General features: G+C 63.7%; 27 protein-coding genes. 9 read left to right on the forward strand and 18 right to left on the reverse strand.

Features of this window, described 5'->3' with window-relative positions:
- Nucleotides 1-2: 2 nt before the first annotated feature.
- Complete coding sequence (locus tag B208_RS0118920; RefSeq protein ID WP_007977180.1) at nt 3-407, reverse strand: DUF5788 family protein; 405 nt, start codon at nt 405-407, stop codon at nt 3-5.
- Between the two features lie 123 nt (nt 408-530).
- On the opposite strand from B208_RS0118920, the gene B208_RS0118925 reads away from it, so the two are divergent.
- Complete coding sequence (locus tag B208_RS0118925) at nt 531-1,424, forward strand: DUF7351 domain-containing protein (RefSeq protein WP_007977181.1); 894 nt, start codon at nt 531-533, stop codon at nt 1,422-1,424.
- 39 nt (nt 1,425-1,463) lie between these two features.
- Here the strand turns inward: B208_RS0118925 and B208_RS0118930 are convergent, their stop codons facing one another.
- Together B208_RS0118930 and B208_RS0118935 are read right to left on the reverse strand one after the other, a co-directional pair.
- Nucleotides 1,464-1,703: a DUF7129 domain-containing putative zinc-binding protein gene (locus B208_RS0118930; protein ID WP_007977182.1), complete on the reverse strand. Its 240-nt coding sequence runs from the start codon at nt 1,701-1,703 to the stop codon at nt 1,464-1,466.
- 101 nt (nt 1,704-1,804) lie between these two features.
- A complete protein-coding gene (locus B208_RS0118935) occupies nt 1,805-2,473 on the reverse strand; it encodes a DUF1028 domain-containing protein (protein WP_007977183.1) in 669 nt (222 codons plus the stop codon).
- 87 nt (nt 2,474-2,560) lie between these two features.
- On the opposite strand from B208_RS0118935, the gene ggt reads away from it, so the two are divergent.
- A complete protein-coding gene (ggt, locus tag B208_RS0118940; protein ID WP_007977184.1) occupies nt 2,561-4,231 on the forward strand; it encodes a gamma-glutamyltransferase in 1,671 nt (556 codons plus the stop codon).
- A 1-nt stretch (nt 4,232) separates the two neighbouring features.
- Here ggt and B208_RS0118945 read toward each other — a convergent pair whose 3' ends face one another.
- A complete protein-coding gene (locus B208_RS0118945) occupies nt 4,233-4,622 on the reverse strand; it encodes a hypothetical protein (protein ID WP_007977185.1) in 390 nt (129 codons plus the stop codon).
- 209 nt (nt 4,623-4,831) lie between these two features.
- A complete protein-coding gene (locus B208_RS0118950; RefSeq protein WP_007977186.1) occupies nt 4,832-5,077 on the reverse strand; it encodes a Sec-independent protein translocase subunit TatA/TatB in 246 nt (81 codons plus the stop codon).
- Between the two features lie 268 nt (nt 5,078-5,345).
- Between B208_RS0118950 and B208_RS0118955 the strand changes: the two genes are divergently transcribed.
- Nucleotides 5,346-5,912: a hypothetical protein gene (locus B208_RS0118955; protein ID WP_232423873.1), complete on the forward strand. Its 567-nt coding sequence runs from the start codon at nt 5,346-5,348 to the stop codon at nt 5,910-5,912.
- Between the two features lie 33 nt (nt 5,913-5,945).
- Here B208_RS0118955 and B208_RS0118960 read toward each other — a convergent pair whose 3' ends face one another.
- Together B208_RS0118960 and B208_RS0118965 are read right to left on the reverse strand one after the other, a co-directional pair.
- Nucleotides 5,946-6,293, reverse strand: coding sequence for a thioredoxin family protein (locus B208_RS0118960; RefSeq protein WP_007977188.1), 348 nt, complete (start codon nt 6,291-6,293; stop codon nt 5,946-5,948).
- 66 nt (nt 6,294-6,359) lie between these two features.
- Nucleotides 6,360-7,091 (reverse strand): sporulation protein, encoded by a 732-nt coding sequence (locus B208_RS0118965; protein WP_026177951.1) that lies wholly within the window; start codon nt 7,089-7,091, stop codon nt 6,360-6,362.
- A 97-nt stretch (nt 7,092-7,188) separates the two neighbouring features.
- Here B208_RS0118965 and B208_RS0118970 point away from each other — a divergent pair, with 97 nt between their 5' ends.
- A complete protein-coding gene (locus B208_RS0118970; RefSeq protein ID WP_007977190.1) occupies nt 7,189-7,686 on the forward strand; it encodes a hypothetical protein in 498 nt (165 codons plus the stop codon).
- A gap of 22 nt (nt 7,687-7,708) precedes the next feature.
- Here B208_RS0118970 and B208_RS0118975 read toward each other — a convergent pair whose 3' ends face one another.
- Nucleotides 7,709-8,155 carry a hypothetical protein gene (locus B208_RS0118975; RefSeq protein WP_007977192.1) on the reverse strand — a complete coding sequence of 149 codons (447 nt, stop codon included), beginning with the start codon at nt 8,153-8,155 and terminating at the stop codon, nt 7,709-7,711.
- Between the two features lie 107 nt (nt 8,156-8,262).
- Between B208_RS0118975 and B208_RS0118980 the strand changes: the two genes are divergently transcribed.
- A complete protein-coding gene (locus B208_RS0118980; protein ID WP_018129062.1) occupies nt 8,263-8,943 on the forward strand; it encodes an MBL fold metallo-hydrolase in 681 nt (226 codons plus the stop codon).
- 452 nt (nt 8,944-9,395) lie between these two features.
- Here B208_RS0118980 and B208_RS0118985 read toward each other — a convergent pair whose 3' ends face one another.
- A complete protein-coding gene (locus tag B208_RS0118985) occupies nt 9,396-10,079 on the reverse strand; it encodes a haloacid dehalogenase type II (RefSeq protein ID WP_007977195.1) in 684 nt (227 codons plus the stop codon).
- 84 nt (nt 10,080-10,163) lie between these two features.
- Here B208_RS0118985 and B208_RS0118990 point away from each other — a divergent pair, with 84 nt between their 5' ends.
- On the forward strand, nt 10,164-10,517 hold the full coding sequence (locus tag B208_RS0118990) for an SHOCT domain-containing protein (RefSeq protein WP_007977197.1): 354 nt from the start codon (nt 10,164-10,166) through the stop codon (nt 10,515-10,517).
- Between the two features lie 6 nt (nt 10,518-10,523).
- Here the strand turns inward: B208_RS0118990 and B208_RS0118995 are convergent, their stop codons facing one another.
- Both B208_RS0118995 and B208_RS0119000 read right to left on the reverse strand, forming a co-directional pair.
- Nucleotides 10,524-11,255, reverse strand: a complete 732-nt coding sequence (locus B208_RS0118995; protein WP_007977199.1) for a DUF4396 domain-containing protein — start codon at nt 11,253-11,255, stop codon at nt 10,524-10,526.
- 145 nt (nt 11,256-11,400) lie between these two features.
- On the reverse strand, nt 11,401-12,375 hold the full coding sequence (locus B208_RS0119000; protein ID WP_007977201.1) for an aldo/keto reductase: 975 nt from the start codon (nt 12,373-12,375) through the stop codon (nt 11,401-11,403).
- Nucleotides 12,376-12,543: 168 nt separating this feature from the next.
- Here B208_RS0119000 and B208_RS0119005 point away from each other — a divergent pair, with 168 nt between their 5' ends.
- Nucleotides 12,544-14,763 carry a PAS domain S-box protein gene (locus B208_RS0119005; RefSeq protein ID WP_232423874.1) on the forward strand — a complete coding sequence of 740 codons (2,220 nt, stop codon included), beginning with the start codon at nt 12,544-12,546 and terminating at the stop codon, nt 14,761-14,763.
- A gap of 86 nt (nt 14,764-14,849) precedes the next feature.
- Here B208_RS0119005 and B208_RS0119010 read toward each other — a convergent pair whose 3' ends face one another.
- The 3 genes from B208_RS0119010 to B208_RS0119020 all read right to left on the reverse strand — a co-directional run bounded on the left by B208_RS0119010 (nt 14,850) and on the right by B208_RS0119020 (nt 18,370).
- Nucleotides 14,850-15,890, reverse strand: a complete 1,041-nt coding sequence (locus B208_RS0119010; protein WP_007977205.1) for a hypothetical protein — start codon at nt 15,888-15,890, stop codon at nt 14,850-14,852.
- A 122-nt stretch (nt 15,891-16,012) separates the two neighbouring features.
- A complete protein-coding gene (locus B208_RS0119015) occupies nt 16,013-17,575 on the reverse strand; it encodes a DASH family cryptochrome (protein ID WP_007977207.1) in 1,563 nt (520 codons plus the stop codon).
- A 9-nt stretch (nt 17,576-17,584) separates the two neighbouring features.
- Nucleotides 17,585-18,370 carry an HAD-IIA family hydrolase gene (locus B208_RS0119020; RefSeq protein WP_007977209.1) on the reverse strand — a complete coding sequence of 262 codons (786 nt, stop codon included), beginning with the start codon at nt 18,368-18,370 and terminating at the stop codon, nt 17,585-17,587.
- A 140-nt stretch (nt 18,371-18,510) separates the two neighbouring features.
- On the opposite strand from B208_RS0119020, the gene B208_RS0119025 reads away from it, so the two are divergent.
- Entirely contained in the window at nt 18,511-20,193 is a 1,683-nt protein-coding gene (locus B208_RS0119025; RefSeq protein ID WP_007977212.1) for a potassium channel family protein, read from the forward strand.
- A 9-nt stretch (nt 20,194-20,202) separates the two neighbouring features.
- Here B208_RS0119025 and B208_RS0119030 read toward each other — a convergent pair whose 3' ends face one another.
- Complete coding sequence (locus B208_RS0119030; protein WP_007977213.1) at nt 20,203-21,741, reverse strand: stage II sporulation protein M; 1,539 nt, start codon at nt 21,739-21,741, stop codon at nt 20,203-20,205.
- Nucleotides 21,742-22,204: 463 nt separating this feature from the next.
- Complete coding sequence (locus B208_RS0119035; RefSeq protein ID WP_007977215.1) at nt 22,205-23,059, reverse strand: hypothetical protein; 855 nt, start codon at nt 23,057-23,059, stop codon at nt 22,205-22,207.
- A gap of 98 nt (nt 23,060-23,157) precedes the next feature.
- Between B208_RS0119035 and B208_RS0119040 the strand changes: the two genes are divergently transcribed.
- Complete coding sequence (locus B208_RS0119040; RefSeq protein WP_232423875.1) at nt 23,158-23,316, forward strand: hypothetical protein; 159 nt, start codon at nt 23,158-23,160, stop codon at nt 23,314-23,316.
- A gap of 13 nt (nt 23,317-23,329) precedes the next feature.
- Here B208_RS0119040 and B208_RS0119045 read toward each other — a convergent pair whose 3' ends face one another.
- Nucleotides 23,330-24,334, reverse strand: a complete 1,005-nt coding sequence (locus tag B208_RS0119045) for a 3-oxoacyl-ACP synthase (RefSeq protein WP_007977218.1) — start codon at nt 24,332-24,334, stop codon at nt 23,330-23,332.
- A complete protein-coding gene (locus B208_RS0119050; protein WP_026177954.1) occupies nt 24,334-25,488 on the reverse strand; it encodes a branched-chain amino acid ABC transporter permease in 1,155 nt (384 codons plus the stop codon). Before B208_RS0119050 ends, B208_RS0119045 begins: the two co-directional genes overlap by 1 nt.
- Between the last annotated feature and the right edge of the window lie 29 nt (nt 25,489-25,517).

Here is a 25,517-nt window from a genome sequence, read left to right on the forward strand (position 1 = left end):
CCTCATGGCCGCTGTCTGATGAGGGAGATGAGTTCCCTCGCATCCTTGAGTTTCTTCAGTCGCACCTCCTCCTCGATGTTCGGGGAGTCCAACCCCTCCAGTGCGGTCAGGGCGCGGTCGATGCCGTGGATGCTCCGAACGAGTCGCTCTCCCTCCTCGACCGCTATCTCTCCACGGTCGATTCGCTGTTTTCGGGCGAGACGCTCGCGTTTGAGTTTCGTCTTCATCTCCTCGATGGCATCGCGTTCGCTCTCGGGAATCGCTTCGAGGCGCTTGCACTCGAAGACGAACTCTTGGACGTCTATCGTCGTTCCCTGTATCGTGAGTTCGTCGACCATCTGCTTTCCGACGGTCGCCGATGGACGCTGAATCCGGTCGAGGAGCCGCTGTCGTTGTCGTTCGTTCATGGGTTGTGGTGGTTCGACTTCATCTGTCAGTTCGACTGACGACGAAATATTCGTTCGGAGCAACGAATTCCTCCGACAGAACTGACACTAACGTTTTCCTTTCGAGGGACGAAGCTGCGAACGATGACCGACGGCGAACCGAACACGACCGGGGTCTTCGACTCGGTGAGCAACTCGACTCGGGTCGAAATCCTGCGAGCGCTGGCGGACGCACACGGCGATTCGCCGACCGACCCGTGGCTCGCGTACAGCGAACTTCGGGAGGTCGTCGGAATCCGTGACAACGGAAACTTCAACTACCACCTCGACCAACTCGGGGGCCTCGTCGTGAAGGGTTCGCCGGGGTACAGACTCTCGCGTATCGGGATGTCGGTCGTCTCGGCCATCTCTTCCGGCGTCTTCGACACCGAGTGGGCGTGGGGACCGATAGACGCACCCGGCCACTGTCGTCGCTGTGACGACCCACTGCAACTCCGCTACGAGGGCGGCATCCTGTGGCTCTCGTGTGGAATCGACGAGCATTCCGTTCCGCTTTCGATACCGCCGAGTCTTCTCGAATCGCATCCGGAGGGAAGCGAGACGGAAATCGTCGAACGAATCGCATTTCTCGAAAACCAGTGGGGGTCGCTCACCCGTCGCGGAATCTGTTCGGAGTGTCAGGGGTACGTCGAGGGGAGAATCGAGACCGTTCCCGAAGAACCCGAACACTACCATTACCACGGCCGCTGTCGTCGGTGCGGGTTCCACCACGGGATTCCGGTCGGGATGTTCCTCGCCAGCCATCCCGCCGTGACGAGTTTCTACTACGAGCGCGGCGTCGATGTCCTGACCACTCCGTTCTGGACGCTGGAGTTTTGCGCGCCCGGCCGCGAGACGGTGCTGTCCACGGACCCGCTCCGACTGGGTGTGGGCGCGAATCTGGACGGTGAAACCCTCTCCCTCACGCTGGACCGGGACGGAACCGTCGTCTCGACTGCGATAGCAGGGGCGTCCGCTGAAGAACCGTACAACGGCTGACGCCGCGTCCGGTCCTTCCGGACCGACTGCTGACCGTCCCTACTCGTCGGTCGGTTTCGATTCGCTCTCGTCGGTCGGTTTCGATTCGCTCTCGTCTGTCGTTTCTGATTCCTCTGCCACCGGAACCACGGTTCCGCCGCACTCCGGGCAGCCGTCGTGGCTCGTGTAGAGGCGCTTTCCGCAGTCCGTACACTCGTAACTCGCCTCTTCGGCCGCGACCGCCTCGGAGGTTTGTTTGAACTCCTCGACTTTCCGGCCGATGTTCTTGAACAGTCCCATCGTTATCGGCACAGAGGGGGATGGGAAGGATAAGTCTTGGTGAGCTGAGAACTCCGATACCGTGCGAACGGCGACCCGAATCGACCCGCTTTCCGCCCGATTCAGTCGAAAATCCGTTCCTTCGAGGACTCGCTGAAGCCGTCGCTCGCCGCTTTCGTCGTCTCGTAGACGCGCCGGAGTTCCGCTATCGGCTCCTTGTGTGCATCGACTCGCAAGTCGTGATAGGCCGTCGTTCGCGGCGCTTTGACCATCACCGCCGCCGAGGTGTGGCCGCGCTTGTCGCCCCCTGCCTCCTTCCCCGCGGCGAGGGCGTCGATGAGTCGGGAAACGAGGCCCTCTTCCTCGTTCTCCTCCTCGTTGCCCGCGGCGAACGTTTCGGCCAGCGCGTCCAGCGTCTCCTCGCCGACGAGCATGTTTCCGGCGACCGTGAGGTCTTTCTCATCGTGAACCCGATGCCCGAACCAGCCGTCACAGCCGTCGCCGGAGTGCGCGAAGGCGTTTCCCCGCGCGTCGAGTCCGTGCACCTGTCGGAGGTGGCTGTGGTCGTCCTGTTCGAGCAGTCCGGCCAGCGCGTCGTCCACGCCGAGGTCCGGCAGGAGCGCGACGCCCCGCCTGCCGAGGCGGACGTTGACGAAACTCTGCGTGCTGATAACGCCGTCGTGGGTGACGTACGGTGCGAGCGCGCCGACCGCGGGCGCGTCGGTGGCGACGGCGACGCCGAAACTGGTCCCTTCGTCGGTTTCCTCCCGGACGCAGATCGAGAAAGTCATATGCGTGTGGTTATCTCACACTCCGATAAGGGCCACCCCGGACCTATTTGGGGGGTACTTTAGGGTTGCATCCGAGTATGTCATGGTATGACGCAACCCGATTTGGATAGGTTTACTTCGCGGCGTTCGACCGTTTACGCGCCGAACGGTGTCGTCGCTACCAGTCAACCGCTCGCTTCGCAAGCGGGTGTCTCGATTCTGCAGCAGGGGGGGAACGCGTTCGACGCCGCCGTCGCCACTGCCGCGGCGCTCAACGTCGTCGAACCGACGAGTACCGGACTCGGCGGCGACGTGTTCGCGCTGTATCGCACCGCGGACGGCGACGTCGGCGCGATGCGAAGCTGTGGCGGAGCGCCCGCCGAGGCGACCATCGAAAACGTCCGCGCCTCGTTAAAAGCGCAGGATGACCCGTCGGAGTGGTACCCCGAGAACCGTGGGTACGCCGTGGACGGCACCGAGGACACGGACGACCTCGGCATGCCGTTCCTCGGCCCGCACGCCGTCACCGTCCCCGGAACCGCCCGCGGGTGGGAAGCGACGGTGGAGCGCTTCGGGAAGCTATCGCTCGAAGACGCGCTCCAACCCGCCATCGACTACGCCATCGGCGGCTATCCCGTCTCGGAAGTCATCGCCTCCCACTGGGTCGGCGCGGAGACTCTCTTCAAAACGGACCACGCCCGCGAGGCGTACCTGAAGGACGGAAAGGCACCGGAAGCGGGCGAGACGATGACGCTTCCCCGCCTCGGCGAGAGCCTCCGTCGAATCGCGGAGGAGGGCGCGGACGTGCTGTACGAGGGGGACATCGCCGAGAAAATCGCCGAGGAAGTACAATCGCAGGGCGGCTTCCTCACCGTGGAGGACCTCGCGGCGTTCGAACCCGAGTTTCCCGACCCGGTTTCGACGACGTACAACGGCGCTGAAATTTACGAACTGCCGCCGAACAATCAGGGCCTCATAGCGCTGGAGGCGCTCAACATCGCCGACGAACTCGGCGCGAGCGACCACCCCATCGACTCGCCCGAACGGGTTCACTACTTCGCAGAGGCGATGAAACTCGCGTTCCACGACGGCCACCGCTACATCACGGACCCCGAGTACGAGGAGGTTCCACCGCTGGCGTCCGACTCGTGGGCGAAGAAACGAGCAGAACACGTCGGCGAGAGCGCGAACCACGACGTTTCGTTCGGCGTGCCCGACGCGAACGCGGAGGACGCGGATACCGTCCTCCTCTGTGTCGCCGACGACGAGGGCAACGTCGTCTCGTTCATCAACTCCCGATTCGCCGGGTTCGGCTCCGGGCTGGTCGCCGGGGATACCGGCATCGCGCTCCAGAACCGCGGCGCGTCCTTCTCGCTGGACCCCGACCACCCGAACCACCTCGAACCCGGAAAGCGCCCGTTCCACACCCTGATTCCCGCGCTCGCCAAGTTCGACGACGACGACTGGGCCGCCTTCGGCGTGATGGGCGGCTACATGCAACCGCAAGGCCACGTCCAAGTCGTTTCCAATATCGTGGACTACGACCTGCCATTACAGGCCGCGCTCGACCTACCGCGCTGGCGCTATCGGGAGGACGGCACCCTCGCCATCGAGGGGAGAATGGACGGCAACCTCGCCACGAAACTCACGCGGAAGGGCCACGACGTGCGCGTCCTCGCGCCGGTGCTCTTCGGCGGCGCACAGATAGTGAGAAACGACAACGGCGTCCTCTCCGGTGCGACCGAACCGCGAAAGGACGGCAACGCCTCCGGGTACTGAACTACTCTTCCTCTTCCTCTTCCTCTTCCTCTTCCTCTTCCTCTTCCTCTTCTTCGTGGTCCGATTCCGTCTCGTCGTCCGCTTCTTCGTCTTCGTTCTCTCCGTCCGCTTCTTCGCTTTCCGCGGATTCCTCCGCTTCCTCTTCTTCGTCGTCCGATTCCGCCGTGGCACCCACGTCGGTATCGTGAATCTCGATTTCCATCGGGCCGCTTTCGGACCCGCTGAACTCACCCAACTCCTCGTCGAGGCTCGATTCGTTTCGGCTCTTTCCGACGAGATAGCCAGCGATAAAGGAAATCCCGAGGAGGACCAGCGTTTTGAGTCCCGAACCGGACCGCTCCGCGCTCTCGGGTTCGGTTTCCGATTCCTCGTCTGTCGCGTTCTCGGACATACCGTTCGCTTTGCGGGTGAGTGACTTTTCCGTTGTGGTCGGGGACTGACACGGCGGTTGTCGCCGTCGGAGTGGACAGTTTACGGCGTCACCGTGGCCTAACGGGTCGAACGAGTTCGGCACGCCGACGGACGATGCTGTCTCTCGTCGGTGACGTCAGAAAAATCCGGTTCGGGCCGGGTGTTCCCCCAGACCCCCAAAATCCGCGGTTACGCGTCCGCTTCGGTTTCGACCGTCGGGTTCTGCTCGGTGTCGCTGCCGGAGTCGCGCATCTCGCGGAGCTCCGTCTCGACTTCCTCGCGGCCTTTCTTGAACTCTCCCATCGCCTCACCGGTCGAACGGGCGAGTTTCGGAATCTTGTTTGCACCGAACAGGAGGACCGCGATGAGCAGAATCACCGCGAGTTCCATCCCACCGGGAACCGGCCCGAACAGCGGAATCATTTCGACTACCATCTGTGTAAAACGATACCGTTCGGTTATTTATAGGCTTTTTGCCTCGTGGTAACTGTTACCACAACTCTGCTCGTCTCTCCTCCTTCTTTATCGTGTGCTAATTGTCGTTTTCTCCCCTCCGTTTTTCAGCACCTTACTGATATTGCTATTTGTCGGCCGCAAGAGACGGTATGTCGCTTGAATCGGTTGCGCATGCTGTCTACTAGAATCAGGTACGAATACAGACAAATAAAAACATTTATATAATTGCTCCCGGGCGAAACTGGATATGGAGTCAACAGCAACGTCGGATGCCGAACCGCAGTCGATGCGGTCGAAACGACTCGCGTCGTTCTGCACTCGCGGGTTCACGTTCGGTCTTCTCTCGTATCTCGTCGGCTATCTCCTCGTCGCGGCACTGTTCGTCGTCGGTCCCGCGAACGTCGAGGGGCCCCTCGATGTCAAACTCAAGTGGTTCGGATTCGCGTTCTACAACGCCCACTTCATTCCCATCGCCATCGGGAGCCAATCGTACAACTACATCAGTCAGGCGTCCGACCCGGCGGTTCCGCCCATCGTGTACTACGCGATTCCGGTCGTCTCGCTCCTCGCGACGAGCGCCGTGTTCTCCGCACGCAACCGTCTGGGTGAGACGGTCGAAACCGTCGTCTACTCCGGCGCGAGCATCACCGTCGGATACGCGGCGATGGCAATCGTCGGCGCGTTCACCTTCACGCTCCCTATCCTCGGGATGACGGCGCAACCGGACCTTCAAAAGGCGGCCGCCATCGGTGCCGCGTATCCCATCGTGCTGGCGACCGTGACCACCTTCGCGGTCGTTTTCCTCCGGCGATAACAGATAACAGCTTCGCGGTATCGATCGCTTCGATTACGCACCGCTCGATGTTTCGACGAATTCGACGACCGCCTCCGTTCCCCGAAAGCCGTCGGCCATTCGGTCGACGAGTTCGCCATCCTCGAACAGCAGGAGGGTCGGCACGCTCCGGATGTCGTATCGCTCGACCAGCGAGAGGTCCTCTCCGAGGTTGACCATCGCAACCGCGACGTCCGTCGCGCGGGCGACGTTCCCGACGACGGGTTCGATGGCCTGACAGAGGGCACAGCCGTTCGTGTAGCAATCGACCAGCAGTCGGTCGTGTTTCTCGATACAGCGGTCGAGTTCGTCGGCGTCTTCGACCCGTAGCGGCTTCGTATCATCCTCGCTCACGTCGTTCACGAGCGGAGTACGTGCGCAGCGTACTTGGGAAACTCGTTTTCGGAACTCTTCGTTTCGACGGGTCGCTTACGCGTGCCGTTCGATTTCCGAGCGGAGTGCCGATTCCATCTCCCGTGCATCCTCGTTCGTGAACGACAGTTTCGACCACCGCTCGTCGATGTCGGCCATCTCCGAGAGCAGACCGCCGCGGCGGTCGATTTCGAGCTTCACGTCGAGTCCCGTTCCGGTCTCCGTGGGGACGACTTCGAGTTCGTCGAGCGCACCGGCGAACGGACCAGCGTGCGGGACGAACTCCAACTCCTGTACGAACCGTCCGGGGAAGATGGACCCCGGTGCCTGCTCGCACTCGGCCGACCTGAGCCTGAATCCGAGCGAGTCGAGCGCGTCCATGAACGCACCGAGCCGCGGGCCGGGTTCGACCTGCACCGGGTCCTCGTCCTCGGGGTCCATCGACCAGTCGATATCGAGGCCGGTTTCGAGCCACACGTTCGTCCGCCCGGCCGTGATGGGCGCATCGAGTGGGACGTCGATGGTGACGGGGAACGTCCGCTCCTCGTCCGGGCCGATGGTGAACGGGTCGGCGACCTGAAACTTGTCGATGACGCCGGTTCGAACGCTGTCGTCGGTTTTGTATCGGGTCAACAGCGCGAAGTAGATGGCGTCAATTTCCTGTTCGGAAGAGCCGCCTTCGACGCGGACTTCGACATCGACCGACTCTCCGGCCGAGAGCGTGGTTTTCGGGAGGACGGTATCGACGCGAGCGGAACCAATACCAACGCGGGAAAGGATTTGTTTCATTCCACCGGTCACTTGCTCCATTTCCGATATAAGCTTTGTTGGTGCAGGTCGGTAGCGTTCGACACGGCTTTGTGTCCCGCCATCGCCCCTTCGAGCGATGACCGAGCCGGAACGCGCCGCCCGTGAATTTCTCCTCGCCGACCGCCGAGAAACCGTCCGCACCCTTCTGCAGTGTGCGAAGCGAGTCGCCGAGGGGTGGGACGACGGTTCGACGGACGGCCCCGATTCAACGGACGCCCCCGATCCAACTGGCGGCCGGAACTCGACGACCGACCGAGATTCCGTCGTCCGACCGCTCTCGCGCGAGCTTCGGAAGACGGGGTTGTTGGAGCGACTCCCCGACCTCCTCTCGGAGACGGTAACCGCCGCCGGATTCTCGCTTCAGGCGCGACCGGTTCCCGCGCCGCCGTACGTGGCCGTGACCAGTCGCGGGCCGGTCCTTCGCGCCACCCTCCCGGCGGGTCGCCTCGTCGTTTCGTTTCGCCTGTTCGACGTGGTTCGAGACGAGAATGCCACCCGAGAGGACGGGATTCGGGTTCGGTACGTTCTCGGCGCGCGCGACCCCGAGAAGGTCGTCTCGGTCGAATTGCGGTGACTCCTCCCGCCGTCGAGCGGCGTCAGGTCGCTGGCGGTTCGACGCTCACGGTTCCCGCCGCGCCGCCCGCGATTGCGCCCTCCAGCGCGACGATTATCCCCGCGAGGAGCGGCAGGGCGATGCCGAGTTGCGCGTCGTACGCGGCCAGCCAAAGCGGGATGCCGCCCGTCGCTATCAGGTAGTTCATGCCCCAGAGCGCGCCCACCTCGCTTCCGGGCGTCGCCATGGTGTAGCCGAGGACGGCGGCGAGGGCGATGCCGCCTATCGCGCCCGCCAGCAGGCCGTGCCGGAATCCGTCGCGCCAGTTGCCGCCCGCGAACCATCCGGCGACGTACCCGCCCGCGAGGCCGACGGCGAGGAGGGCCAGCGCCGCCGAGACGCGGACGCTTCGGGGGAGCGGAATCGTCGCGCCGACGGCGACCGCGAGCAATTCGACCAGCGCGCCCGCACCGACCGCTTCGAATCGCATGCCCCACACTGGGCGCTTCGTGCGGGAAGGCGTTTCGGCCTCCCCTGCCCCGATTCGAACGCTCGATGGGGTTCGAATATTAAGTGTCCGCGACCCGTCGCCCCGATATGGCCCGGCAACTCGCTCCCGGCGTGTGGATGCTCGAACTCGCGGTTCCCGTCGTTGGCGCGAACGCCTTCCTCGTGGACGACGGCGAGGTGACGCTCGTGGACGCGGGCTTGCCGCGATTCGGGTTGCGCCGCGAACTCCACGAAGCGGGTTACGACGCCGCCGATATCGACCGCGTGCTGCTCACGCACTACGACATCGACCACGTTGGCGGCCTCCGCGACCTCCCCTCCCTCGACGCGCCGGTGTTCGTCGGCGAACGCGACGCCGACCTGCTCGCCGGGCGGTACGACCCGCCGCTTTTCCACCACAAGGGAGCGTTTCACCGATTCGCGCGCCGACTCGTTTCGATTCCCTCCCGGTTCGACGTCCGCCCCGTCGGCCACGGCGCGCGAATCGGCGAATTCACGGCCTACCACACGCCCGGCCACAATCCGGGGCACACGGCCTACGTTCACGACGGACTCGGCGTCGGCTTCCTCGGCGACCTCGTGTGGGAGCGCGACGGGACGCTGACGCCGCCCGAGTGGTGGGACTCCTACGACACCGGCGAAATCCGACGGAGCATCCGGGCGTTCGCCGGGTCCATCCCGCCGCTCGACCTCCTCTGTATGGGTCACGGCACGCCGATTCTCCGCGGCGGGTCCGACGCGCTCGCGTCGCTGGCTCGACAACTGTGACGCGTTTCGGTGATTCCTGTTGTTGCACCTCTCCCCGCCTCTAGCGTTCGTTCTCCCGTTCGAAACTCCTCGGTCCTTTCAGCCGTGATTTCAACCGCTAAGGTTCATCCACCCCGATTTCGGCTTCGCCTCTTTTTCCACCCGAATCGACCGGACGAGCGGCCGCTGGAAATCGGAAGCCGACCGTTCGACGGCGTGGGGTGGCCAAGTGAGCGGACCGAGCGGACGCTTTGCGTTCGCTCGGGGAGCGGGCGGTGGGGTTGGGTGCGGTGGAGTGGGTAGTCCCTAGCGACTGCAATCACCATCGCTGTTCTCCCCATCGTCGTTCTCCTCACCGATGTCGCCGTCGAGGCTATCGAATTCACGTGTTTCCCGGCCTCATTCCTTCTTCACGCATTTCTCCACACGTTCCCCAGTCACGCGGTTCTCCAATCACGCCGTTCCGTTCGATTTCATACGCCGAGTTCGTCGGCGAACTCGGACAGCGACTCGACGGTCAGGTCGGGGTCGCCGTCGAACGGTTCCCACGGCATATCCTTTCGATTCAGCCACACGCCCTGCAGTCCGGCGTGTCTCGCACCCATCACGTCGAACCACCCGGCCGTAACGTGGGCGAGTTCCTCGACCGGCACGTCGATTCGGTCGGCGGCGTGGCGGTACAGTTCCGCGTCGGGTTTGAACGTCCTCACCTCGTCGGCGCTGATGGTGTCCGAAAGCAGGTCGCCGATGTCGGCGTGTTCGACCATCGAATCGAGCATTTCGGGGTTGCCGTTCGAGACGACGTAACAGTCGTAGCCGCCGTCCCGCAACCGCTCGATGCCGCTCCGAACGTCGTCGAACACGTCGAGTTCGTGGTAGACCGCGAGGATTTCGTCGCGCTCGTCCGCGGACACGTCCGCGTCGTGGACCGACAGGGCGTATTCGAGCGCGTCGCGGTTCATCTCGTAGAACGTTTGATACGCGTCGATGTGATTGGCCACGAAGGTGTATTCGAGCGACCGAGCGCGCCAGAGTTTCGAGACGGGTTCCGGGTCGGCGACGCGCTCCGCGAGCGCCTTCTCGGCGGCGTCCACGTCCACCAGCGTGCTGTACGAGTCGAACGTCACCGTCGAAACGCGGTCGGAATCGAAGGCCATGCGTCGAACCGACGGAGCGGGGCAGGTTAATCCCTGGGGCGCGGCGGCACCACGACTATTTCCCTCCCCGTCCTATATCCGAATATGACCACGGCAAACGACGGTAACTCGTTCCTCCGACTGCTCGTCGTCATCGTTATCGCCCTCCTGGTGTTCCCGATGGCGATGATGCTGTTCGCGTTCCCCATGATGGGCGGGTGGATGATGGGCGGTCAATACGGCCCGGGATACGGGGCGATGCCCGTGTGGGGCTGGCTCGTCATGCTCGTCCCGCTCGGTCTCCTCGTCGCGCTGGGCTATCTCGCTTACCGAGTTCTCCGCTCCGGCGAGCACGGGACCGACCCGGCGCTCGCCGAACTGCGGATGGCGTACGCCCGCGGCGACATCTCGGAGGAGGAGTTCGAAAATCGACGCGAGCGACTCCGCGGCGAGCGCTGACCGCGTTCAGTCGGCGGAGTGCGCGCTTCCCTCGCCCATCTTTTTCGGGTTCATCATCCCCTCCTTGACGCCGAAGCGGACGAGCGCGGCGTTCACCGGGTAGGCGAACAGGAACCCCACCGAGAGCGAGAAGGCGAGCGACCCCCAGAACAGGGGACTCCCGAACTTCGCGCCCCCGGCGAGCAGGAGGTCCGTGCCGATGGCCGTGATTTCCATGATGGTTATCGACGGCGTTTCGCTGTAGAAGGCGTCGGCGAACGCCGTCCGGAAGCCTTCTCCCTCCTGCATCAGCGGCCCGACCGTCAGCGCGTAGCCGAAGACGTACGCGAGTGAGAACGTCCCCGCGGCCTGGACGAGCGTGCTCCCGATTGCGAGCATGCCCGCGATGGCGACCAAGCCGACCACTTCCCCGGCACCGCAGCCGGAGTAACAGTGTGCGGTCGAGCGAAAGCCGCGACGCCACAGCGAATCGTGGGAAATCTGGGTTCGTCCGGAGTACCAGTAGATGGCCAGTCCGAACGGTCCGGAGTACAGCGCGACGAGCGTCCAGACGAACTTCATCAGCGAGGGGAGCGCCCCGTTTCGCTCCCGGATGTCCCACCACAGGACGCCGACACAAACGAGGACGAGAAGCGCCCACGCACCGAGTAACGTCGGATTCGACAGTATCGGCTTCAGTAGTTCCCGCGCTGGCTCGAACGCGTGTTCGACCTGCGTGACGACGTGTGTGAGTTGCATGCGATGGTCACCTCGGAGTCCGCGTTCGGACCCGGATGTATGTGACCGCGCTTTTATACCGTTCTGGCTAATGACGACGAAAAATCACCGTCGGAAATGCACGGAAGACAAAAATCAGAGGCGCTTTCGTGTGCTCTATTTCAATTCACTGGTGGCCGGACACGCGAACTGGTTCGTACGGTTCTTCGAGATACGCCATGTCGCCCGAGGAGAGGTCGATGTCGAGCGCCTCGACGGCCTCCTCCAGGTGTTCGATGCTGGTCGTTCCGACGATGGGGGCGTCCACGGCGTCCTTGTGGAAGAGCCACGACAGCGCGATTTGCGCCATCGTAACGCCCTTCTCGGCGGCCAACTCCTGCACTCGTTCGTTGATTTCCTCGCCGCCACCCTCGGCGTAGGGGTGCTCGTGAGCGTAGTCGTCCGTCTTGCCGCGAGTAGTGTCCTCGAACGCCTCGTAGGGACGGGTGAGGAAGCCGCGGGCCAGCGGACTCCACGGGATGACACCCATGCCCTCCTTTTCACAGAGGGGGAGCATCTCACGCTCTTCCTCCCGGTACGCGAGGTTGTAGTGGTTCTGCATCGTGACGAACCGGTCCAGTCCGATTCGCTCGCTGGTGTAGAGCGCCTCGGCGAGTTGGTGTGCCCACATCGAACTGGCGCCGAGATAGCGGACCTTCTCGCGTCGAACCGCGTCGTCCAGCGCCCGCATGGTGGTTTCGATGGGCGTGTCGGGGTCCCAGCGGTGAATCTGGTAGAGGTCGATGGTGTCCATGCCCAATCGCTCGCGGGAGTTGTCGAGTTCCTGCTCGATGGCCTTCCGCGACAGGCCCCCGGAGTTGGGGTCGTTTTCGTCCATCTGGAAGTAGCCCTTCGTGGCGACGACCATCTCGTCGCGTCGGCCCTCCAGCGCCTTCCCGAGGATTCGCTCGCTTTCGCCCTTCGAGTACATGTTCGCCGTGTCGAAGAAGTTGATACCGAGGTCGATGGCCCGCTCGATGATGGGCATGCTCTCGTCCTCGTCCAACACCCATTCGCGCCAGTCGCTCGACCCGAAGCTCATACAGCCGAGACAGATTCGACTGACTTCCATTCCGGTGTCCCCGAGCGTCGTATACTCCATGCGCGTTCGCTCGTCGCCCGCGAGGAAAAAGGTACGGGCAACGGAGATTCCCTCGGTCGAACGAACGGCCTCTCCCGCGAAGTACGGTATCGGGAGGAGAACCCCACGGATTTCGATACTACTAATTATTAGGCAACGAATACGATAGTTGATAGAGAAGTTGAAACGATGATGGACGACATCCGTGTGCTATTCGTTGACCCCCTCTCTGACGCGGGTGTTTTTCCGGACCGTCTCGCCGATGCCATCGACTATCTCTCCGTCGTGGAGGCGCGGACCACGGACGAAGCACTCGATGTCCTGTCGGAGCGTCGTATCGACTGCGTTATCAGCGCCTACGCGCTTCCCGATTCCGACGGTATCGAGTTGTTGCACGCGGTCAGGCAAACGAGATTGAACCTTCCGTACATCCTCTGTACCGAATCCGGGAGCGAAAAAATCGCAAGCAGAGCCATCTCCGCCGGTGTGACCGAGTACCTCCGGGCCGGGGACACCGACCCGGAAACGCTGGCGAAGCGCGTCGAACGAATCGTCTCTCCATCCGAAACGAGCGGCACCGACCGGCGATTTAATCACTACCGTTCCATCGTGCAGGCGATGGGCGACGGTGTGTACACGCTGGACACGAACGGCCGTATGACCGCCGTCAACGATACCCTCGTCGATATCTCGGGCTACGAACGTGACGAACTCGTCGGCGAGCACATCTCGATGCTGTTGGACGACGAGGACGTCGAGCGCGGGGACGAACTCATCAGAGGCCTCATCCGTGATAACGACGCCGTCGGTCAGTTACAGGCGACGCTTCATACGGTGGATGGGAGGACCGTCCCGTGCGAGGCCCGCATCGGGTTGCTCACGCACAACGACGTGTTTCGCGGAACCGTGGGAGTGTTCCGAAGTATCGAGGAGCACGAACACGTCAAGAAGGAGCTTCGTGACGAAAAACGACGAATCGAGGAACTCCACGAAGTGGCATCGGAGATGGAGTCGTGCCAAACGGCGGACGAAATCTGTGACCTGACCGTCGATGCGGCGGAAAGTATCCTCCAGTTCGACATCTGCGGCGTCGACCTCATCGAGGACGACCACTTCGTTCCGACGGCGATTTCCACCGGTATGACGAACGACGGGTACTCCAAACTCCGGACCAACGAGGGTATCGCCGGGAAGACGCATCAAAACAACGAGACGTACGTCATCGACGACGTGCGCGAGGAATCGGATGCGGTCCCGGCACAGGCCGAATACCGGTCGCTCCTCAGCGTTCCCGTCGGTGACGAGGGCATCTTTCAGGCGGGGTCGCGCGACGTCGCGTCCTTCGACCACGACGACGCCGAACTGGCCGAACTGCTGGTTTCACACACCGCCGAGGCGCTTCGGCGAATCAGCTCGCAAACGGCCCTTCGGGAGAGCGAGGAGAAGTACCGAACGCTGGTCGAACAGAGCCATGACGCGATCTATATCTACCGAAACGACTCGTTCGAGTTCATCAACCAGCGCGTGTGTGACTTGACCGGGTACACGCGAGACGAACTCATGGAGATGGAAATCTGGGACCTGATACATCCCGACGACCGCGAGGAGGTAAAGCACATCGCAAGCGGTCGAAGCCGCGGCGAGCACTCGCCGCACTACGAGGCCCGCGTCGAGACGAAACACGGCGACATCAGGCATATCGAATTCAGCGTGCGCATCATCACGTACGAGGGCAAACACGCGCACCTCGGCTCCGCCCGTGACGTGACCGGCCGAAAGAAGCGAAAGCAGGAGCTCAAGCGACAGAACGAGCGCTTGGAGGAGTTCGCCAGCGTCATCTCCCACGACCTTCGCAATCCCTTGAACGTCGCACAGGGCCATCTCGAACTCGCTAAAGAACGCGGAGAGGACCGCCACTTCGAGAAGTCGGAGAGCGCCCTCGACCGAATGGAGAGCCTCATCGCCGACCTCCTAACGCTAGCGCGACAGGGGCAGGTCGTCAGCGAAACGGAACCGGTCGAACTTCCGACCATCGTTCGACAGGCGTGGTCGAACGTCGAGACGGGGGACCGAACGCTCATCGTGGATACCCTCGGAACCGTCGATGCCGACCCCGGACGACTGCAGGAACTGTTCGAGAACCTGTTTCGAAACGCGGTCGAACACGCCGGTGACGAGACGACCGTTCGCGTCGGGGAACTCGCGGACGGCTTCTACGTCGAGGACGACGGTCCCGGAATCCCCCCCGAGGAACGCGACGCCGTGTTCGAACACGGCCACACGACCGCAAAGAGCGGGTCCGGACTCGGACTGTCCATCGTGAAGGGCATCGCAAACGCACACGGCTGGTCCATCTCCGTGTCCGACGGATCGGACGGCGGCGCACGCTTTCGGATTCGACGGAGCTAGGTGCCCCCCGCCCTCGCCGCCGCACGTTTCGTTCTCCGCTCGCTCGACATCGACGCGAAACGGTTCTTCCTCCGCTACTTATCGAGCTACTCCCACCGAAACCCTTCGACGGTCAGCGCTGGCAGCGGACTCGACTGTAACCCGGCGGTCGGTTCGGGGTCGTTGTACGACCGCGGAGCCACGTCGTTCGGTCCGTCCGGGTAGAACAGCGACGCCAGCAGTTGAATCTGTCCGCGGCCGACGCCGAGTTCGAACTGCCCGCCGCCGTACAGCCGAATCCCGTGCTCGGCACAGTATTCCAGCGCGTCGAACAGCGACTCGACGGTTCCGAAGCGCGAGGGCTTGATGTTCAACCACTCGGGTTCGAACGGGCGCGATTCGACGCTCTCGACGCCCGTAATCGGCGCGTCCCACGATACCCGCTCGCGCACCGAATCGAGCACGGTCGCCGTCTCGTCGGTGTACGCCGGGTCCTCGATGACGACTTCGGGCATCGCGTCCGCCACGCGCCGGTACAGCTCGGGATTCGGAGACTGGCCCACCTCCGCCTCGCCGTACTCCGCTTTCATGTCCACGATTCGAACCCGTTCCGTCTCGGCCAGTTCCGAGACGAGTTCGTCGTCCCACTCCGGCGTGGCGTCGAGTTTGAACCCCAACTCGGGGTTGATGTCGAGCCACTCACGCACCCGGTCGGCGCTCGGCGGGTCACCCAGCCGCGTGCTCACGACGAATCGCACCGGTTCCGGCGTGCGGTCCAGGACGGCCGCGAGGTCCGTCCCCGCCTGCCGAAGGGCGAGGTCGAGCGCAGCGCTCTCGAACGCCCACTGTCGGTAGTGCCGGAAATCCTCGCGCGACGGTCCGACCGGGAACAGGTCGAGGTCCGAGAGCGCTTCCGAGAACGAATCGAGGGTGTAGGTTCCGGTCAGGCCGAACTCCAACTCCGCCAACCCGTGCTGGTCCTCCGCGTCGTAGGTCACGTCCTCGCCCTTGCCGACCTCGCCACCGCCGCGAAGCGATATTTCGGTCGTGACGCGCGTGAAATCGCTCGACGTCTCGCGTTCGTGCGGCTCGAACGAACAGGACTCGATTTCGAGCGGCAGGTCCGCGACTGACTCGTAGAGTGTCATCGAATGATGAAACAGCAGGGAGAGTGAAAACTGTCGGGTCGGATTCCGTCGATTCCCAATACTCATTTCCTTGGTCGGCGAAGACGAGAGACGGTCAAAAGCGCGGCCGAAAACGGCGACCGCTAATCGTTCGACGCCAGCCATCGAGCCAGCGGTTCGGGATACTCCTCGCCGAGCGTAACGCCGTATCGGTCCCGTTCCTCGGCGGTGAGCCGCCACGGTTCGTGCGCTTTCTCGTCGGGCACGTCGCGGAGTTCGGGGAGCCAGTACTTGACGTACGCCGCGTCCGGGTCGTAGTGCTCGGCCTGCCACAGCACGTCGAACGAGCGGTTTCGGGAATCGTTGCCGACGCCCGCGACGTACGCCCAGTTGCCGTAGTTGCTCGCCGGGTCGTAATCGACGAGTTTGGTTTCGAAGTACGCCGCACCCTTCCGCCAGTCGATGCGGAGGTCGTTCGCCAGCACGCTGGCGACGTTCTGCCGCCCGCGATTCGACATGTACCCCGTCTCGTTCAACTCCCGCATGTTGGCGTCTACGAACGGGATGCCGGTCTCCCCGCGCTTCCACCGTTCGAACTCGCATTCTCCGTCGCCGTCGTCTCCGCTACCTTCGTCTCCTCCGTCGTGTCCGCTATCTCCATCACCCTCTCCGTTCCGCCAGTCGATGGTTCGCCGACGGATTCCCCGCCGTTTGAACGGTTGACTCCCGTGCTTTGCGAATTGGAACTGGAAGAAATCCCGCCACAACAGTTCGAACACGAGCCAGTAGGTCGATTCGTTTTCGACCCGCTCGCGCTCGTACCGCTGGACGGTTTCGAACACCGTTCGAGGGGAGAGGCACCCCGCGTTGAGCCACGGCGAGAGTTTCGAGGAGTAATCCGACCCCAACAGCCCGTTTCGCGTCTCCTTGTACTCGCGGAGACGGTCGCGCGTCCAGACGTAGCGCTCCAACCGCTCCAGTCCGGCGGGTTCGCCGCCCTCGAAATCGAGGACGCGTCGCTCGTCTCGGGTCGGCGGTTCGACCCCTAAATCGGCGAACGACGGAATCGTTCCGGGGTCGATTTCGTCGCCGTCCTCTCCTTCCCCCTCTCGTTTTCCCGCCTCCGTCACCTCCTCCGGCACCGGCGGAAGCGTCGTCGGCGTATCGACGGTGGGACGGACGTCCGCGTCCGAACGCTCGACCGTCTGTCGAAACGTCGTGAACGTATCGTCGATTTCGGCGACCGGGACGGGCACGTCGTCGGGATGATAGAGCGTGTGCCCCCAAATCGACTCGACGTCGGCATCGACATCCGTTTCCGGGTCGGCGAGTCGCTCGGTGACCGCCCGTTCGACGGCGCGCTCCTCCGGGGTGGGGAGGGCGTGAAAGCATACGAGGTCGGCGTCGATGTCGGCGGCGAGCGACGGGACGACTTCCTCAGGGCGTCCGTGTCGAACGACCAGTTCGTTTCCCCTCTCTCGGAGCGAGATTCTGAGGGCTTCGACGCTCTCCCGGAGGAATCGCGTCCGGTGGCTTCCCGTCTTCTCGTATCGGAACGAATCTTTTCCGCCGTACTCCCGCGACCCGAACTCCCGCGGGTCGAAGCAGTACACACAGCGGAGTCGCTCGGCCTCGCTCGCGACGGCGAGGGCGCGGTTATCCCGAACGCGGAGGTCGGTTCGAAACCAGACGAGCGCGGTTTTCATACCGACCGTTCAGTCCGCGAGCACTTCCCCTATCTCCCTAACTGAGTCGAGTACGTAGTCCGGCGTCACGTCGGATTCGGCGAGTTCACCCCGCGTCGTCACCCCGGAGCGAACCAACACCGTCGTCGCACCGATCCGCTCGCCGAGGGCGACGTCCGTATCGAGTCGGTCGCCGACGACGAGACACTCTTCGGGCGACACGTCGAGGTGCGACAAGGCGGCCCGTCCCGCGTCCGCGGAGGGCTTTCCGAGGACGTGGTTCGGGTCCCGTCCCGCCACGCCGGCGATGGCGTTGATGATGGCTCCCGACCCCGGCACCAGTCGCTCGTGGACCGGAATCGTCACGTCCGGGTCGGTACCGACGAAGGACGCGCCACTTTCGAGCGCCCAGAACGCCTCGGTGAGCGTCTCGTAATCGAACTCGCGGTCGATGGACGCGACGAGGACGTCGGCGGCGTCGGGGTCGTCCCGAACCGCGAACCCGCGCCGTTCGAGCAACTCGCGGAGATACGTCTCCCCGACGACGAACACGTTGCGTCCGGCGTGCTCGTCTTCGAGGAATTCCGCGGTGACGAGCGCCGAGGTGAGCACTTCCGCAGCGTCGATGTCGATGTCGTGCGCCGCGAGTCGCTCGACGTAGTGTTCGGGCGGCTGCGTCGGATTGTTCGAGAAAAAGAGCGGTGTGATTCCCGTCTCTCGCAACGTCCTCACGGCGTCGGCCGCACCGGACAGGCCGTTGTCGCCGCGAACGAGCGTTCCATCCACGTCCACTATCGCGCCGCGATAGGTCGCCATTGGCGTGGTAGACGAACCACGGGATGTTGAGTCGTCCGGTGACCGGCGGCGTTCCGCTACCCTCCGCCTCGACAGCGATTCACACAGAACCTCTCCGTCGGACGGCAGAATGAAGTCCTCCGGCTTACAGTCATACGATAATGGCCGACCGACCCCGGCGCGTTCCGTTTACCGTCTTCTCGTCAGTCACGCGGCAGCGACGCCGGGTGTTTCTCTATATCGCGTCGTTCGTCGGCGTCATCGTCCTGTACACCGTCGCGTACATGTGGGGGATGGCGACGTTCCAAGGCGAAACCCGGACCGTCCTGCAGGCGTTTTCCATCGTCGTCGAGACGTTCACGACGACCGGATACGGGGTGGATGCGGGCCAGTGGACGACGCCGCAGATGCGCCTGCTGATGGTGTTGATGCAGATGTCCGGGGTGATACTCATCTTCATGGCCCTCCCGGTGTTCGTCGCGCCGTGGGTACAGGAGGCACTTCGCGTGAGTCCCCCGACGACCATCGACGACGACGTGGAAAACCACGTCGTCATCTGTGGCTACTCGCCGCGCGCCGAGACGCTCATCGACGAGTTTCACTCGTGGGACCACGAGTACGTCGTCGTCGTCAGGGACCGGGACGCCGCGCTCGATTTGTACGAACAGGACATCACCGTCGTCCACGGCGACCCCGAGTCGGCCGACGCGCTCCGAAACGTCCACGTCGAGGACGCGGACGCCGTCATCGCCGACGCGACCGACGAGCAGAACGCGAGCATCGCGCTTGCCGTCCGCGAGGTGTCCGAGACGGTTCGCGTCATCAGTCTCGTGGAGAATCCCGACCTGACGAACTACCTCCAGTACGCCGGTGCGGACCAAGTGTTCTCGCCGCGCCACCTGCTCGGTCACAGTCTGGCGGAGAAGGTCACGGCGTCCGTGACGACCGACCTCGGCGAGACCGTCACCATCGGCGAAGATTTCGAAATCCTGGAACTGTCGATTCAAGCCGGGTCGGATATCGACGGGACGAGGCTCGACGAGAGCGGCGTTCGGGAGCGCACCGGCGCGAACATCATCGGCCTGTGGCGGCGCGGGGAGTTCCAGAGTTCGCCCTCCCCGACGACCGAGTTGGACGGCGACACGATTTTGCTCGCGGCCGGACGGGAGACGCAGCTCGAACGGCTGAAGGAGATGACCATCTCGGACGGTCGCGGACCCGTTCGGAGTTCGATACTCGTCGCCGGATACGGGGAAGTCGGTTCGACGGTGGAAGAGACGATGCAGTCGAAATCGGTGCGAACCACGGTCGTGGACAGGGAGGAGAAACCCGGCGTGGACGTGCTCGGCGACGTGACCGACGAGGACGTGTTGCGGGAGGCGGGCATCGAGTACGCCAACGCGCTCATCCTCGCGCTCGCGGACGACACGACGACGATTTTCGCCACGCTCATCGCGCGCGAACTCGCGCCGGGCGTCGAAATCGTCGCCCGGGCGAACGAGACGGACAACATCGGAAAGCTGTACAGCGCGGGCGCGGATTACGTCCTCGCCCTCGAAACCGTGAGCGGTCGGATGCTCGCCTCGACCATCCTCGAAGGTGAGGAGATAATCTCGCCCGACAAGCAGATAGAAATCCTCAGGACGACCGCGCCGCGACTCACCGGCCAGACGTTGCGGGATGCGGCGGTCAGAACCCGGACGGGCTGTACCGTCATCGCCGTCGAGCGAAACGGCGAGGTCATCACCGACCTCGGGCCGGATTTCGTGGTTCGCGGCGGCGACCAACTCATCATCGCCGGAACGGACGAGGACACGAACGAGTTCGCCGAAATCGCGCAGTGAGTCTTCCGCTCACACGACCGCCGAGGCGACCCACCACGTCACGAACGCCTCGATGAACGCCGCGACGACGAAGACCGGGAGCAAGCCGAGCAGGACGTAGTAGGCGCGGACGAGTTCGCTCGCAACGGCGTCGGCCGACGACCGACCGCGAACGTAGGACCACGCGACCCCGCCGAGATGTAAGCCGAGCGCACCCGCGACGGACAGGCCGGGGATTTCGATGATTCCGTGCGGGAGGATGAGCGCGAGGGCGAACGTGGGGTCGGGAAGGAGGCCGATGACGGCACCGACCACCGCACCGTTGAACAGCAGCGCGACGAGCGTCGGGACGCCGAACCCGAGCCCTGCGAACGCCGCCGCGATGGAGACGAACCAGTTGTTCGCGGCCAGCTTGACGAACACGTCTATCGGGAACGACCCGAAGACGTTGCTCGTCACGTCCGGGCGAACGCTTTCGAGCGTGAACGGTTGGACCGCGAGCCAGCCGCCGACGCCGCCGACCGCGAAGAGCGAGAGCGCGCCGAGAACGAGAAGCGGTCTCCGGACGAGGAACGTCCGCAGTTCGTGAATCCCACGACCGAATGCGCCGCGGACCGACCCCCGACCGTTGGACACCGCGGATTCAGAATCGATATACAGCGCCGTCTTCAGCACGCCGAGCGCCGGAAGCACCCCGAAGAAGAGGAGGAGTGCGGCGACTCGACTGACGCCGAGGAAACTCAATCCGGCCGTCACGACGCCGAACACGCCGAACGACGCGACAACGACGACGATGTAGCCCGCGACGCGGGCCTTGTGGTGACGGACGAAACTCCCGCTCCGTCGCAGTCCACCGCGAACGCCAACGTCGTCGATGACGATGGCCTGCGGGACGAACAGGAAGAGCAGGTAAACCGCGAGGAGGACGACGAAGAGCACGAGAGCCAGCACGAGCGACCCGAGGACCGCCGTGACGGTACCCCCACTCGTCACCGCGACCTCCGCGACGCCGAACGCGACGAAGACGAGGAAGTACGTGAACAGACGGGCGAGCGACAGCAGGATGAACCTCGTTCCGTCCCTGCTCGCACCGGCGACGCCGGCCCCAATCGCTCGTTCGGTTCGAAGCGGCGTCGGGAGGGGAACGGTGGCCACGTCGCCGTCGGTCGCACTCGCGCGCTCGTTCCGCAGGGTCCTCATCACGGCGTGTACTTGTCCCGCCCCGACGAGCGCGCGGGCGACGAACACGACGACGAGACTGCACAGAACGGACGCGACGAGGATGACGATGACCTCGGGCGTAAACGCGCCCATAATCGCGTCCCGCAGTCGCTCCACGGCGGCGGGATTCGTTTCGATTCCGTTCAAATCGCTCCGTCGAAACGCGGCGAATACGGCGTCGAGTCGCCCGGTTCCCGCGAGGAGCAAAAAGGCCAGCACGAGTCCCACTATCGGGAACGTCTGTGCCATGAGGTTGATGCTCGCCCCCGCGAGGAACAGCGGGAGGACCGAGGCCGGGCGGCTAAGGAGGACCGTTCGAACCGACGCGCTCGCGTCGCTGAACTTCATACGGGAAACCTCTCACTCGAATTAGATATGTGTGATGGTGAAGAAGGTTGTGCGGTGATGTCTGGTTGGTAGTTGTGATGGTTGGGATGGTGGTGATAGTGGTTTTGTTGCGGTAGTGGTGACGGTGGGGACGGTGGAAATGGTGATTCCGTCGTGGTAGTTCTGATAGTGGGGCTTGTAGTGATGGTGATGTTGGTAGTAATAGTGATGCTGTCGCGGCAGTTGTGATGGTTGAGATTGTAGAGATGGTGGTATTGTCGCGGTAGTCGTGAGAGTGAGAACGGTAGTAACAGTGGCACCGTCGCGGTAGTCCTGAGGGTGGGAAGTATCGCGATGGTTGCGAGCGTCGGGATTCTTTCGAGGGTACCGAACGTACCGTTGGAACGAATCGTACCGTGAGTGCTGACTACCGTGATGGTTTCGATGGTAGCGATAGTACGAATAGTAACTGAGTGTACGTCGGTTACCGGTCCGCGTCGTATTCGATGGTGAGGAACCGTCGACCGAACACCCACATCGCGTGTTCGGCGTGGATGCCGTCACCCTTCGGAGCCACGCGGAACCGCTGTTCCATCGGGAGCGCGACCGGACCGAGCGGCGTGCGGAGATACAACCCCTCGTCGCCCGTCTCGCTTCGGGTCGTCAGTTCGATGCCGGTCCCCTCGCCGTCTTCGTCACCGACCGACCCGTCGAGCGTTCGCACGTGCAGGACGGTGCTCAGGTTCGACCACGGGAGCGGGACGGCGATGTTGACGTAGCGGATTCCGTCCCGAACGTGGCTGGCGTAGATGGCGACGAAGACGGCGGTTCCCGTCCCGTCCGTTCGAATCCACGCTCGCGCCCCGTCTCGGTGGTCCTCGTCCGGGTCGATGGCGACGAGTTCGCTGGTGAGGGGGCCGCCGGACGACTGCCACGGGCCGGGGAGGTTGAGCTGTTCGATGCGGCTCGTGAGTCGGGCGGCGAGCGCCGCGCCGACCCGGAAGCCGCGGTGCCAGTGCACCCGATACGCCATGTCGTAGTCCGCGGTGCGCTCGTAGAACCGTCTGACCTCCGGGTGCACCTCGTCGGGGTCGAAGTCGGGACGGGCGAACGCCGCCATGTCGTCCATCTCGCCCGACAGTTGCACGCTGGTCGTAACGTCGTTCCGTTGAAGATAGTCCGAACCTACCCGGGTGCTGGCGACGAGCGGACTCAACGGAACGTCCCGTGTTTGGCGGAATGCCGAACGAGCGCGGCGACCGACCGCGACGACGGAGACGAGAAGTGCGAGAAAGAATCCGACGGCGCGTCGGCGCGGATGGGCGGGCCACACGGTCATGCTATACGATTAGTCATCTCCGTATTTCAATTCATTCCCGCCCTGTCACGCGGTTATCGGGCGTATAATAAAGACGCGTGAAGTGTTTTCTCGGTGGTGTGAGCACCTTCGGAATCAACTGGCGGAAAACGTCCGACCGTGAAACGGACCGACCGGACGCGGAGACCGGACAGTCGGACGACGAGAACGCGGCTCGTCGGTCGTACTCGATTCGCGCCCTCCTTCCCGGACCGTACGTTCGCTACCCAAAGGAGTGACGAGTCGGTCCCGCTACTCGCCGTGCCAGTCTAACACGGTCGCCGCCCACGTGTAGCCCGTCCCGGCGGCGAGGAAGCAAACGACGTCGCCCGATTCGACCAGTCCGTTCTCGAGTCCCGCGTCCAGCGCGAGTATCTGGTCCACGCTCTGGACGTGCCCGAACTCGTCCAGATAGTAGTTCGCCGTGTCGAGCGTCGAACAGAGGTAGTCGTGGAACGACCGTTTCATGTGCGTCAGCGCGACGAATCCGAGGTCGTCCCGGTCGTAGTCCGACCGCGAGAGCGCGGTGTCGGCCACGTCGAGGAAGTTATCGAGGCTGACCTCGCCCAATCGTTCCTTCATGCCGTCCGGGTCGGGCACGTCCAAGGTGTGGAGGTCCGCCGCCACGGTCGCCTCGCTGGGCGGGTTGCGCGACCCGCCAGCGGGCATCACCACGTCCTCCGAGAAGCGGCCGTCCGTTATCGCGGCGCTCTCCCGGACCGTGGCGACGGGGTCGTCCGGCGCTTCTTCGAGCACCATCGCGCACGCCCCGCTGCCGAAGTTGAACATGAACGAAGAGTCCTCGTTCTCGTAGTTCACGAGGTCCTCCTCCCGACTCGCCGAGACGAGCAGGATTCGCTCCGGGGCGTCCGCGACGAGGGTGGCTTTCGCTTGCCGGAGCGCGATGGGCGCACCGGCACAGAGCGCGTAACTCTCGCTGGCGAACGCGTTTTCCGCGCCGATGCGCTCGGCGACGTTCGCCGCGGCGCTCCAGACGACGAAATCCTTGAACTCGCTGCCGTGATACAGCACCGCGTCGAGGTCAGTGGCTTCGATTCCGGCGTGGGAAAGCGCCCGCTCTGCGGCTTTCACGCACATGTCCGCCGCGTGGTCGCCGTCCGGCGGGCAAACGTGCTTTTCGCGGATGCCCATCTTCTCGACGACGACTTCCTCGGGAATCGCGCTCCGGCGAGCGATTTCTTCGCCCGTTACCGTCGCTTCGGGAACGTACAGTCCGTAGCCCGTGAGTCCGACCATTATCTGAACCTCCGGAGCCGTGCGGGAATCTCTTTTGAGACGGGACCGCCGAGGCGGTCGCGGAGCGTGCCGAGCAACCCGTTCGGGACGAACAACACGAACAGCACGAACAGCGTGCCGACGTAGAGGCTCGCGTGGCCGTTCAGGAACGTCTCGATGGCTCCCTGTACCGTCAGGCCGTTGTAAATCGTCGTTCCCATGACGCCCGACCCGAGGTGTGTTCTGAGGTACGGCAGGAGTCCGCCGCCCTCGCCCGCCTTCGACAGGAACTCGCGGAACGTCTCGTTGAACAGTTGGCCGTACAGCGGTCCGGCGAGGGTGCCGAACCCGCCGATGATGGAGGCCAACAGTGCGTCACCCGCGACGAGGAAGTTGAACGACTCGTCCGGGGAGACGGTTCGTTCGTAGCCCGCCAGCAGGCCCCCCGCCACGGCGGCGAAGAAGGCGCTGATGGCGAACGCGCCGAGTTTGTAGCGGAAGGTGTCGTACCCCACCGCGATGGCGCGTTCCTCGTTTTCGCGGATGGCGACCATCACTTTGCCGAACGGCGAGTGGATGATTCGCTGCATGGCGAAGTAGCAGACGAGCACCACGAGACCGATCATGTAGTAGGACACCTCCGTCTGACCGAGGTGGACGAATCCGAGCGATACCTCGTCACCGGTCAGCGCCCCGATGGAGAGGTTCAGCGCATCGACGCCGGGGACGCCGATATTGAGGCCGTTGGCCCCGTTCAGGAAGATGCCGTCGCGCGGGTTCGACCCGACGTAATCCCAGCCGCGGACGAAGACGTACAACACCTGCGCGAAGCCGAGGGTTATCATGGCGAAGTAGACCCCCGTCAGGCGGAACGATACGGCTCCAATCGCCAGCGCGAGCGCGACGGCGACCAGTCCCGCGACGACGAGCGACACCATGAACGGCGTTCCCGGCGGGAGGAGCGGAATCTTGTCGTTCGCCGTGAGGATGACGAAGTACGCGCCGGTCCCGTAGAACGCGGCGTGGCCGAACGAGAGGTACCCCGTGTAGCCGCTGATGAAGTCGAACGACATGGCGAACAGGCCGAAGTAGAGGACGGGTATCATCGTCTCCACGCGCGGGAGGAGCGTCGCCGCCTCCGTCCCGAACGGCGAGTTCACCAGCAGGTGATACAGGCCGGGATAGGCCGCGAGGAAGGTGATAA

The sequence above is a fragment of the Haladaptatus paucihalophilus DX253 genome (genome assembly GCF_000376445.1).
Lineage (GTDB): Archaea > Halobacteriota > Halobacteria > Halobacteriales > Haladaptataceae > Haladaptatus > Haladaptatus paucihalophilus.